This window comes from Pantoea sp. CS_6, assembly GCF_041954745.1.
Classification (GTDB): Bacteria; Pseudomonadota; Gammaproteobacteria; order Enterobacterales; family Enterobacteriaceae; genus Pantoea; species Pantoea stewartii.
This window is the reverse complement of record NZ_JAVAYG010000016.1, coordinates 1-11691: the sequence shown is the minus strand read 5'-3', so window position 1 is coordinate 11691 and position 11691 is coordinate 1. Positions and strand designations below refer to the sequence as shown.

The 11691-nt window shown below is 54.1% G+C and carries 11 protein-coding genes and 1 pseudogene; 5 read left to right on the top strand and 7 right to left on the bottom strand.

Translation table 11 applies throughout. The annotated features are described in order from the left end of the window. Window positions 1-107 precede the first annotated feature (107 nt). Complete coding sequence (locus RAC90_RS19320) at window positions 108-1748, top strand: methyl-accepting chemotaxis protein (protein WP_264239034.1); 1641 nt, start codon at window positions 108-110, stop codon at window positions 1746-1748. Window positions 1749-2101: 353 nt separating this feature from the next. On the opposite strand, the gene RAC90_RS19315 is transcribed toward RAC90_RS19320, so the two are convergent. Further along, the gene (locus RAC90_RS19315) at window positions 2102-2644 is read right to left on the bottom strand and encodes an RES family NAD+ phosphorylase (protein ID WP_073991325.1); all 543 of its coding nucleotides are present in this window, start codon (window positions 2642-2644) and stop codon (window positions 2102-2104) included. A gap of 563 nt (window positions 2645-3207) precedes the next feature. Between RAC90_RS19315 and RAC90_RS19310 the strand changes: the two genes are divergently transcribed. Beyond that, window positions 3208-5145 (top strand): methyl-accepting chemotaxis protein, encoded by a 1938-nt coding sequence (locus tag RAC90_RS19310; RefSeq protein WP_311093013.1) that lies wholly within the window; start codon window positions 3208-3210, stop codon window positions 5143-5145. 660 nt (window positions 5146-5805) lie between these two features. Further along, window positions 5806-6216 carry an ASCH domain-containing protein gene (locus RAC90_RS19305; RefSeq protein WP_015701119.1) on the top strand — a complete coding sequence of 137 codons (411 nt, stop codon included), beginning with the start codon at window positions 5806-5808 and terminating at the stop codon, window positions 6214-6216. 315 nt (window positions 6217-6531) lie between these two features. On the opposite strand, the gene RAC90_RS19300 is transcribed toward RAC90_RS19305, so the two are convergent. From RAC90_RS19300 to RAC90_RS19275, 6 genes and pseudogenes are all read right to left on the bottom strand, one after another. Further along, the gene (locus tag RAC90_RS19300; protein WP_375124665.1) at window positions 6532-8856 is read right to left on the bottom strand and encodes a phage/plasmid primase, P4 family; all 2325 of its coding nucleotides are present in this window, start codon (window positions 8854-8856) and stop codon (window positions 6532-6534) included. A gap of 11 nt (window positions 8857-8867) precedes the next feature. Next, on the bottom strand, window positions 8868-9191 hold the full coding sequence (locus RAC90_RS19295; protein WP_028723019.1) for a DUF5375 domain-containing protein: 324 nt from the start codon (window positions 9189-9191) through the stop codon (window positions 8868-8870). After that, window positions 9188-9412, bottom strand: coding sequence for a hypothetical protein (locus RAC90_RS19290; protein ID WP_110015913.1), 225 nt, complete (start codon window positions 9410-9412; stop codon window positions 9188-9190). The genes RAC90_RS19295 and RAC90_RS19290 overlap by 4 nt, the downstream gene beginning before the upstream one ends. Next, entirely contained in the window at window positions 9409-9603 is a 195-nt protein-coding gene (locus RAC90_RS19285) for a host cell division inhibitor Icd-like protein (protein ID WP_375124685.1), read from the bottom strand. Before RAC90_RS19285 ends, RAC90_RS19290 begins: the two co-directional genes overlap by 4 nt. A gap of 24 nt (window positions 9604-9627) precedes the next feature. Next, a pseudogene (locus tag RAC90_RS19280) lies at window positions 9628-9948 on the bottom strand (ash family protein); the annotation flags it as partial. A gap of 28 nt (window positions 9949-9976) precedes the next feature. Beyond that, window positions 9977-10243 carry a helix-turn-helix transcriptional regulator gene (locus RAC90_RS19275; protein ID WP_375124664.1) on the bottom strand — a complete coding sequence of 89 codons (267 nt, stop codon included), beginning with the start codon at window positions 10241-10243 and terminating at the stop codon, window positions 9977-9979. Window positions 10244-10781: 538 nt separating this feature from the next. Between RAC90_RS19275 and RAC90_RS19270 the strand changes: the two genes are divergently transcribed. Both RAC90_RS19270 and RAC90_RS19265 read left to right on the top strand, forming a co-directional pair. Beyond that, the gene (locus RAC90_RS19270; RefSeq protein WP_072193591.1) at window positions 10782-11054 is read left to right on the top strand and encodes an ogr/Delta-like zinc finger family protein; all 273 of its coding nucleotides are present in this window, start codon (window positions 10782-10784) and stop codon (window positions 11052-11054) included. 85 nt (window positions 11055-11139) lie between these two features. After that, window positions 11140-11316, top strand: coding sequence for a hypothetical protein (locus RAC90_RS19265; RefSeq protein ID WP_375124663.1), 177 nt, complete (start codon window positions 11140-11142; stop codon window positions 11314-11316). Window positions 11317-11691: the final 375 nt, after the last annotated feature.

The following is an 11691-nucleotide window of genomic DNA, read 5'->3' as shown; positions in this document are numbered from 1 at the left end:
CGTTTCAGTGCCTTACGTCTGTAACGCCCCCGTTTTGAGGGGATAATTCTCGCATCCGCTTTCGCTCCGCCTGACGGGCGGCGGCTGATTTACGTCCTGGGAAAAATATGAACAACATCAGAATCGGAATCCGTCTCGGAGCCGCGTTTGGCTTTATGGCGCTTCTTGTCATCTTTATGGTGCTGATTGGCATCATTAAGCTGAACTCACTCGGCCAGATCAATGATGAAATATCGGGCAGTCTTTACAGCAAAGCCTCTTCCTCATCCTCATTACGCTATTACACTTCAGACATGAGCCGGCTGGCACGAAATGCCATTCTCCTGAAAGATGAGTCTAAACGGGAGAAGGCCATCAGTGATTACCGTAAAGAAAGAACTGAAGTAAACGGCCTTATTGAGCTCATCGGGAAACAGGTTAACTCACCACAAGGGAAAGACATCTTTAGCCGGCTTAAAACCAGCGCTGAACTGTTCCTGCCTTTCATTGATGACGTTGTTGCCCTCGCTCAGCAGGGGAAAAGCGATGAGGCTACGCAGCTCCTTTTCGGACCGCGTTACCAGACGCAGGGCGACTACATGGCTTCGCTGAAAGAAATGCAGAACTTTCAGGAAGGCCGCATGAAATCAGCATCAGAAAAAGCGCGTGAAGACCGTTCAGGTGCGATTATGATGCTCACCGCCGCAGGGGTGGTTGCTCTTCTTCTGGCTGCAGTTTCCGCCAGGTTCATTACCCGCAGCATTACCCGCCCGCTTCTTGAGGCCGTTGAGGCCGCGGGACGTGTGTCACGTGGTGACCTGAGTGGAACGGTACATGCTGAGCACAAAGACGAAACAGGCCGCCTGCTTCTGGCCATCCGTGATATGCAGGATTCGCTGATTAATACAGTGAGCCTGGTCAGAAATAACGCGGAAAGCGTGGCATCTGCGAGCACGCAGATTGCACAGGGCAACGCTGACCTTTCACAGCGTACGGAGGAGCAGGCCAGCGCACTTGAGCAGACGGCAGCAACCATGACGCAACTCGGGATGACGGTTAAAAACAATGCTGACAATGCGCGTCAGGCAGGTCAGCTTGCTGTCAGCGTTCGGGACGTAGCGAACAAAGGCAGTGAGGCCACCGGTGCCATCACCGGCACCATGAAATCCATCAGCGAAAGCTCAGGACGCATTGCCGAAATCACCGCCGTGATTGACGGGATTGCATTCCAGACCAACATTCTTGCGCTGAATGCGGCGGTGGAAGCAGCCCGCGCGGGTGAGCACGGCAGAGGATTTGCGGTAGTGGCGAGTGAAGTCAGGTCACTGGCGCAGCGGAGTGCAACAGCTGCCGGCGAGATACGTCAGCTCATAGAGACCAACGCACGCAGTGTCGGTGAAGGTAATGAACTGGTGTTAAACGCCTCAGAAACCATGAAAGGCATTCTGTCTGCGGTCGGCAGACTGACGGATACGGTCGAGGAAATCACTTCAGCCAGTGCTGAGCAGGCTCGTGGTATTGAGCAGGTAGGAATAGCAGTGACTGAAATGGACAGCACCACGCAACAGAATGCGTCACTCGTTGAGGAATCTGCGTCAGCTGCTGCCAGCCTGAAAGAGCAGGCCAGCCTGCTGCTGCAGGCCGTGTCAGTATTCAGCCTGGGCGGTCAGAGCGGCCCTTCGGTTTTATCCCCTGTCGCTCCGGCACGTCTTCCGGCGGCGGTCATTAATAAACCTGAAAAAACGGACGACGGCTGGACACATTTCTGATCAAGGCACTGCGAATCATTAAGCAGATTCAGAGTAAGTACGGAACCCTCTCCGGTTCGACGGAGGGGGTGCAGGAGACCAGACCAGGTAACCAGTACCACGCATATCAATACATTCAGATGTTAGCAATGTCCGCTTTTGGCACGAAGCGGACAAGCTGACCGAGCTAAAGGTCCGCTTTGAGCGAGGAGCAGAAGTTGGCAAAGAGAAGAATTTTTAAGTCTAATAATTACTAGAATCGCTGCAAATACTACTTACGCGACTTTATTCCTTAGTTTGATAGCTTATTCATATCTTAGAGAGTTAACATTCATAATGATGTAATGGGGTGGTTCATACGGCTGATTCTTTTGTCAAAGGTCCCATTTTTTCCCTTCCACAGATAGTCTGAATTCCATGGGTTCTCCGCAAATGTGTACAGTTGGAGCACCAGGTTCATTCCATCGAAACAGATTAAGATGCCAGCCGCCCGGTATTAATCTTGAGCAATCAATAAGTCCATCAGCACCGTAACTACGAGCAAGATCAGAATTTTTCCATGAAGGTGGTTCACCATTTACCTGTAATGCAGGTATCCATGGCTTTTTTGAAAGCTCTGGATCAATTCCCAACACACTACAAGCCAGTTCATCATTCTGATCCAAGACAAATGCTTCGTCGATATAGAGTGGAACAACTACGCGTCGAATTCCGTCAGTCCGCATATACCCGGACACAGCCCTTATTGACCACTCTTTTACGGGACTCATATAGAGTATAGGCTGTCCAGGGCGATGATACCGCCCGCTACTTTCTGGTTTTGGGAGATCAAGGACATAAGCTAACTTTTCTATGGGAACAGTGCGAAAAAAATAGCCACTCATTCTTCTTAAAAATTTCTTGTCGGCCTGACTCATATTACCTCACAGAATTAAAAAATCTGCCTTATACGATGAAGGTAAGATGTCCGATGATGCATATCCAAAGTTACAAAATGTCTGTTAATGGCACGAACCGGACGCTTTTTTCAGGCCCGCTTTGAGCGAGAAGCGGACATTGCTAACAGCGTTATGAGTGAATCAACGGGGAGCAGGTCACTCGCAGCGATCAAAGCGCCTGCCAGGTCAGATAGTTTTGCTTCACCTTACACCCCCGAGACAACGTCCTTCGGCGACATATTAATAATACATGTGCGCGAACCGCATTTAGTTCAGCCGACTCATTCAAATCTCAGTAAAAATTCTCAGATGAAAATCCAGCAATGGCTAATGCCGCTGCGAACAGAACTTCATCCCGAGAAAAAATGATTATTTAGCTTAAGTGCTTTGTTTAACGTTACTTAAAGTTTATTCCGTAAAGCAGTAAATCAACAATGCGGTATAAAGTTAATGAAGGAATAACCGATAAAAAAGTTAAGGTGCTTTGCAAATGTATCTTTTGTAATTGTCACTATAACGAATTAATTCACCAGGAATTATAAATGAATAAGATTCTTAACAATATAAGTCTTACCGCTAAATTTGCCATTCTGGGCCTGTTTTCCCTTGTCCTGTTCTCAGTTCCTACCATGCTTTTTGTTTCCGAAGGTAATAAATACATTCAGGACAAGCAAAGGGAGGTAACAGGTGTACCCGTAGAAAATAGGATTTTAGCCCTACTCAATTTGATACAGCGCCATCGTGCAGAAACCGCCCTTGCCATTGCAACTAAAAATCCAGCAACACCGTCCCGCGTTCAGGTCAGGGATGAAATTGAAAACATCACTGACATTATTACTAAAGATATGGCCAAGACAGAAGGCAGCGCTGCCATAATCAGCAAAATTAATGATGTGCGCACACAGTGGAGCCAGTTACAGCAGAGAATAGATTCTTCACAACTGACTCTGACAGCCAGTCTTGATGCGCATGCCCTCCTCATCCGCAACCTTTTGAACGCGAACCGTGATGTGCTGGATTTTTACGGCCTTTCTCTCGATTCAGATATCAGCACGTACCGTTTAATTACGAGTAATTTTTCATCATTGCCTGAGCTGACCGAAAGCCTTGGGAAAATACGTGCATTCGGCACTTCCCTTCTTGCCCGAAATGAAAGCATAAGTGAAGCAGACTCTGTCCGTATGGAGTCTTTAATCAGTAATGGTTCGTATAACCTGAATTTATTTGTTCAGGATTCTGAAAAACTATTTTTATCTGATAACAGACTTAAGCAAAAGTTCAGTGCAGATGCAGATGCAGCCGTTCAGGAGGCAAGCAGTGCTCTCAAAACCGCTGAGGCGATTTTTATTAACCGGAGCATGACGAATCAAAACCCGAAGGACTATGCAGCGCTCTTTACGCACGCTATAAACAAATTCAGCGACTACGCCATTGGCGGGGGTAATGAACTGAATGAAATGCTGAATGGGCAGATTAAGGAACACCGGTATGCACAATATGCACTACTGACCGTTCTTGTTTTTATCGTCCTGCTGGCAGTAATTTTTGCTCTGGTTATTATTCGCTCCGTTACCAGACCTGTCAGTGCAGCCTCAAAGCTTGCGCTTGAAGTCGCAGGTGGTGACCTTACGTCAACATTTACGGTGACAGGACGTAATGAAACTGCCGGGCTGCTCAAGGCATTACTGCAAATGAGTCAGCGACTTACACTTACGGTTGAAAACATCAAAAGCAACGCTGTCACTATTGCTACCTCATCTGAAGAAATTGCTCGCGGAAATGGTGATCTTTCTGCGCGAACTGAACAACAGGCAGCCTCTCTGGCTGAGACTGCGGCCAGTATGGAGCAGTTATCGTCAATTATCGGCAATAATGCAGATAACACGCGCCATGCTGCTGAAATGGCCAACTCCGCTACCAGTGCGGCCTTAAGAGGCGGTGAGGCGATGGAGTCAGTACTGGATTCAATGGAAAAAATAAGCAACAGTGCGGGGCAGATTAAAGAAATCATCTCCGTTATTGACGGGATAGCGTTTCAGACGAATATTCTTGCTTTAAATGCAGCCGTTGAAGCTGCCCGGGCAGGTGAGCACGGCAAGGGCTTTGCTGTTGTTGCATCTGAAGTCAGGGCACTGGCACAGCGATCGGCTGGAGCGGCGAAGGAGATCAAAGGACTGATTGAGCAGTCAGTTGAGCATGCCGAACAGGGAATTTCGATGGCCCGGGATGCCGGTGAAAAAGTTAAGCAAAGCGTGGAAGCTATTGAGCAAACATCTCAATTAGTCAGAGAGATTTCATCTTCTTCTGAAGAACAAAGTGCGGGCATATCTCAGATAAATATTGCGGTGACACAGATGGATCAGGTTACGCAGCAGAATGCCGTACTGGTTGAAGAGTCTGCATCATCTGCTGATGAACTTGCAAGCCGGGCCGCAAGCCTGAGGGATGCTGTCAGCGTATTCCGCACAAACGCTGTATAATTGGTTCAAATACTTTGGTTGTGTGCCATTTAATGCGGCAACATTTTTACAAAACTGCGTCTGTATTTGCATTTGATAAGCCATCTTCAGGGATGGCTTATCTCATTTAACACCATGATAAAGTTATACTTTTGCACTTAAAGGCCCGGTGGACTAATTAAACGCCTGTTGAAATATTTGGCATTACCCCCCAATTGCCCATATGAGCTACGCTCATAACATCCGTTATGCAACCTGCAACGCGTTCCTCTTTAAAGTTGTTTCTATTGCAGATGGCCTTCATAATTCCTCTCGTGCCGGACGGCGCGTTACACCTTCCCCCTGGGGCGCTGTTCTGCACTCGCGCCATCCGGCCATTCAGTCAAATCTCTTACTACGCAGTTTCATAAATCAGACTTCAAATTTGAAAATGGCGATATGCAGAAAATCATTAGATGCGGGGTTAGCTGCATAGAGGCGCTGACCTGCTCCCGGTAAACTAACATTCCATGATGCAAGCAACGTCCGCTTTTGGCACTGAGCGGACTTACGAACAGACCGGTTTCAGCTATGAGCCAAATGAGAGCCCCTGCACCCGAGTGATAGCATCTCTTTAAATGCCCGGAAAGTATATGTTAAAACTCTTTATGACATTTTTCATAGACGATAAAAGGGCTGTTAATGGCTACAGTTGAGGTATTAAAAGCAAAGTATCCAGGAGCAGTTGCCTGGCAGTTTGGTGACAGCCCAGAGCTGGCAAGCAATCTGGCTGACCTGATTAAAAAAGGGATCAAAACGGCCTCCTGCTGCTCTCTTATATCTTACCAGCAGGAAGAGCCTGCCCCGAAAATTGGTAGCTATAACATCATCCTTGATGGAGAGAACGTCCCGGTCTGCGTAACCAGACTGGTTTCAATGAAACTGGTTCGTTATTGTGATGTTACTGAGGAGTTTGCCCGCAAAGAAGGTGAAGGCGATTTAAGTCTTGAATACTGGCAGCAAGAGCATAAGAGGTTTTTCTCGAGTGTAGGACATTTTTCTGACGATATGGAACTAATCACAGAAGAATTTGAGGTGGTTGAGTCGCTGTAAGATTCAATAAATACTCTGGCGTTTCAAACCTTATCATTTATTACAATGTCCGCTTTTGGCACATAGCGGACTAAATGTAGTTTTATATCTGCTTTGGCGAGAGTTGTCAGTGTGCAGTTGTTTCTCCTGTTCCCGGATAACTTACTTAAATTGCAATGAGCTGAAGTACAGTAAGCCCGTTATTTTTGTTTGCACTGCTCAACGCTCATTTTTTATCAGTCGCTGACTTTGTGGTGAACAGAGAAGGTCTGGGCATATCGTTCACTACGGGTGCGCGGCGGACGTAAAAAAACCGGCTTCCGCCGGTTCAGGTTGTCATACTGCGTACACGTCATCGCATTTCGGCAGCCAGTCGGCGCTGCTTTCGTCCGTCAGCCCGAGGTTGGTCTGCATCCCGAGTTTTGTGCGCCGCTTCAGGTAGCTTTTGCCGTACTCGCGCAGGATGCTCTCCAGCGCCTGGCTGAAAGTCTTCATGCTGAGCGGGTTGCGGTAGCCGTTGGCCTCCATGTACGCCAGATAGGCGTGGTACAGGTAGCGCTTCGGCTGCAGGGGCCGGATGCTGGCGTTGCCCATGTGCAGGCCGTTCGGCTCGGCGGTGGCAAACAGGTAGCCGCAGAAGTCCACCATCGGGTCGGCGTCGCGCTTGATGCGCATCGCCTCGCCGGAGTTCTGCTGCTGCTGGAGCAGCGCGCGGGCGTCCTGCGGGTTGCTGAAGCGCTGCATCAGCTGGCGCACGATAACGGCGAGCTCCGCCTGTATCTTCTCCTTCAGCTGCGGGTCGCGCTCGTCTGCCGGGATGATTTCCGCAAAGTGCAGAATGACGCGGCGGCGCGACACGCCCCCGCTGCGGTCGGTGAAGCGCATGGGGTTGTTGTTCACGGCCAGAATTACCGCCGGGATGTGGGTCGAGTAGGCGTCGCGGTACTTGGGGTCAACGGACACCGCATCGCCGCCGGTAATCGCCTTGATGCCCGCGCCGTCGCCGCTCCACTTCTCCTGGTCGGGCAGGCGGATGAGCGAATAGCCGATGACCGAGGCGCGCTCGCGCGACGACTCCAGCGTCTCGATGGTGGCCGACACGGCGTTGTCCGTTCCCGCCAGCATGGTGGCGATTTCCGCCATGATGCTCTTGCCGCTGCCGCCGGGGCCGGTGACCTCCAGAAACAGCTGCCAGTCGTAGCGGTTCGCCAGCACCATGAACAGCGCGGCCAGAATCACGTCCCGCTTCTCTGCGCTGCGCCCGGCAGCGCGGTCGAGCCACTGCCAGAAGTGCGGCGCGTGACTCTCCAGCGTTTCGCCGGGCACGGGGCGGGTGTAGTCCACGTCGCTCACGGTGCGAAGCCAGTTCTCACGCCGGTGCGGGCTGAAGGTGCCGCTGCGGGTGTCGAGCACGCCGTTGCGGAATCCGATGAGCTGGCGCTGCGGCGCGGCCTGCTGGGGCAGCATCAGCTTGAGCGTGTCCACCACGCCCGCCACCTTGCCCGCCGAAAACGGCGCGCGCAGGCGCTGGAACAGCTTCGCCACGTTGCGCCCGAACTGGTTGCCGGAAATCACCTTCCACGCCCCGGCCTCATAGCGGCAGAGGATTTCGCCGCTGGCGTCCACGGCCAGATTACGCCCGTAGTGCTCCGCGACGCGCTCCGCCTTCTCGCTGGCGCTCATCGCCGTAAACTCGGCCTCGCTCATGGTGTCGAACGGGCTGGCGGCGGGCGGGGTTGAAGCCTCGCGCAGCGCCTGCCGGGTGGCGTCCTCCCCGTGCGCGGTAAGGGCGTCGTTCCAGTCGCCGAACACCGGCGGCAGGGCCACACTGGCGTTGCAGGCTGCGGCGGCGTGTTTCGCCTTACGCTGGCCGTCGCCGTTCAGGTCGCGGTCGGCGGCAATCACCAGCGGCAGCGTCGGGTGCTTTTCACGGACGAGGCCGGCCAGGGAAAGGAGGTTAGCGGACGACAGGGCAACCCACACCGCATCCCCGGTCAGCGCGTGCACCGTCAGCCCGGTGGCGTAGCCCTCGGTGAGCCAGATGCGTTTCGGCGTGCCTTTACCGCTCAGGACGTGACAGGCGCCTTTCACCTGACCGCCCTTAAGCGTGCGCTTGTCACCGGCGGCGTTAATCAGCTGGACGTTGACCAGCGCGCCGTCCGCGTCGTGCAGCGGTACAAGCAGGTCGCCGGTGCGGTAGGACGTCAGCGCCACCTTGTGCGGCTTCGTGAGCGTCAGGCAGGAATGCTCCGGCAGCCCCTTTCGGGACAGGTAGGCGTTGCCGGTGACCGCCTTCGCGCTGCTGACCAGCTGCTGCGCCAGCGCGGCGGCGGCCATGCGGGCGGCCTCGTCGTCCGGCTCTGGCGCAGCGGCTTCCGTGACCGGCGGCAGATTGCCGGTCAGGTCGTTCACGCGCGCGGCGGCCCCGGTCAGGCTGACGCCCAGCGCCTTCTGCACCAGGTCCATGCCGTCACCGGCCCCGCACTGGTTGCAGAACCACGTCCCGCGTCCTTCTTTATCGTCAAAGCGGAAGCGGTCTTTGCCGCCGCACACCGGGCACGCCGTGTGCCGGTTCTTCACCACCTTCACGCCCAGCGCGGGCAGGATGCGGGGCCACTGGCCCCGCGCGGCGCTGGCCGCGTCGGATACGGTCATTTTCATTGTGTTTTCCCTCAGTGCAGCGGCGGCGCGTCGTGGATGCGCCCGCAGAGTTCGTCCATCACCACCTGGCCTAAAAAGCTCAGGCACGGGGCGGCCTTCAGCGGCCCGGCGGTCAGCAGGTCGTCGAGCAGCGCGCAGGCTATCTCCAGCCCGCGCGCCCGGCCGTGCTGGCGCAGGTAGAACCCCTCCAGTTCGGTCTCAATGGCGCGCTCCAGGCGGGCCAGCGTCAGGCCGCAGTGGCGCTGCTGCTCGCGGCACAGGGTGAGCCAGGCGCAGGCCACGGCGCGGCGGGACAGCGCGGCGCGCAGCTCAGGGGACAGGGTGCGGGCGTTCATGCGCTCACCTCCCCGTTCATCCAGCCGTCGCGGCAGCGGGTCACCACGTCATCCAGCTGGCCGGTGATGAGAAACAGCAGCGAGGCCAGCTGTTCGCTGTCGGCAGGCTCCGGCGGGGTGCAGCAGTCGCGCAGGGCCGCCGCCTCACAGGCCAGACGTCCGGCGTTGCGCAGGTGCTCCAGGCGGGCAAGGTCGTCAAGGGTAATGGTGGCGTGATTCATGCGCGCACCTCCGTGACCGGCAGGCGGGCGGCAAAGGCCAGCACGTAATCGCGGGCCGGCAGCCGGCGGGCGGCGCGTCCGGTGGCGGCAGTGGTGCGCAGCATCTGCACGCGGGCATGACGCTCACAGCGGCGCACGGCGGCAAACACAAAGACAAATTCTGAATGCGAGGAATTATGGACGGTAGTCACAGGGGCAAACTCCTTCGTTAGCTTTTTACAGCTACCACCAGAGTTCCTACGCTCAGGGGTGGTAGCCCGGACGGGGGTAGGAATACCGGCAACAAAGGAAACCGGCCAGCCCGAAGGCTGCCCCGCCCGGGCCACCATTACGCAGACGGCGCAGCGGAAACAAAACCGCCGCCCGAAAAATGGGTGCACATGGGCACAGACACAAAAAAAGACGCATGGCGCGTCTGGTGTCGCCTTTGTTTCGCTCGGGTTCCTACGCCCGGCTGTCGATTTTGCGACAGCAGAAACACTGTACCAGGGAAGGCCCCCGGCGCGCAAGCCGGGGAAAGCGAAGAAATGCAGCATGACGGACAGTCTCAGCGGTGGGTGAAGGTCATGCCGCACGCCCCTGACCGCGGGCGGCGATGCGTTCGTTCATCCAGGCGTTCACCTCGCTGGCCGCCCACGCGACGTTCTTACCGCCCAGCGAAATCTGCGCGGGAAAGGCGTCGCGGCTGATGAGGTCGTAAATCGTCGAGCGGGACAGGCCGCAGACGTGAATGACCTCCGGCAGGCGCATAAATCGCTCCTGAAACGGCGGCACGTAAGGGGCTGACGGAGCCGCCGGGGCGGAGGGTGGTGCGGTTAAAGCAGTGTGCATGGGCTACCTCTCGTTGATTCCATACGGAGCCGGGCGGATACGTCCGGCATCGGGCAGCTCTGTATTCTGGGCATATTTTTGTGGGAATCAACAGGGCGGGATTGTGTCACCACCCTTACAAAATGGTCATTTACTGCTCATATAAAACGAATAGGAACGAATAAAAACATATAAAGACGAGGTAAAATCAGGCCTTAGTTTCTGGCTATTGAAAGTGAAAAATTAAAAGGAAATAACGCGGATAAGTGTCCGGCAGGCTTTTTGAGAGGATGAAGGATGGTGAACAGTGGGTGAAGGATGCTTTTTCAACTGTTCACCCCTTAATTTACTGTATTAATTATCTTTTTCTTTCCGGTGAAGAAAGGTGAAGGATTTATATAAAACTAAAAGCTGAGTAGTGGGTTTCGTGAGACCTTTTCCTGGCTGGCCAGAAGAAGGGCCCTTTGTCTGAGCCGTCACACAATGTCATCCGGTGGCACCGCCTGTGCCAGCCCCGGCACAATTGACTGACCGAAAACGACCACACAGGAAAAACGAAATGGCCCTGAAATGTCCCGAATGCGGTCAGGTGGCTCATACCCGGACCAGTTCTTATGAAGCACCGTCCGTGAAGCGCACCTGGTACCAGTGCCGGAACCTTGACTGCTCCTGCACATTCACCGCACTGGAGAGCGTCGAGAGAATCATCATGAAGCCCGGCAGGCCTGTTGCCACTGAGGCAGAGGTGAAGAGCGGCACGGTACGTCAGCCGCAGACGCTTGGCCGCTACGGTTCAGCCTGTTCCCGCAGGGACCGGCACGCACAACCCTGAAAGAATGAAGACGGCCAGAAATATCTAATGCCCGGCATATGCCGGGCTTTTTTATGTCTGTTGCATGAGTGCATGTCTGTGCTGCATGAAATCGCATGAGTCTTCGGCACCTGAAAACGGCAAAAAACGCCAGCAGCAGCGCGGCGCGGAGCCATTCATGCAGGTGCATGAAAACCACTATGTTAAGTGCGCAGGCGTGGCGGGGCTACGAGAGCGCGCAGCGGGATTAAATGGTGCCAATCGTACCATTCTCGAAAAGTAGGCAAGGTCCGGGCGGGGGAGAATCTCGCCACTTAGAGGGGCTTAAAGAACGCAAGACTCGAGAGCGAGGAGTAAGTGGGGAAGTGAAGAGCAACACGGCAGAGAGCATTACAGGGCTTAGGTTGAGGTCGGCATAACAGGGGGAGAATTAAACAGCCGATATTCGGCAGTCGGGGGAGGGAGTGGCAGGTAATTAAATGTGAGTAAAAGTATAAGGCTCGCACGGTTATAGTTGTAAGAAGTGACGTCCGCAAAAAAACTGAATTACACCCACCGTTGTGCAGAACTATACGCTCTGTAGACTATTTACCCCCCTAAAATTCTGCTTTTTTCTTGTAAAAGCCATGCAAAAGGTAAATGGTTTTGCATGCGTTTT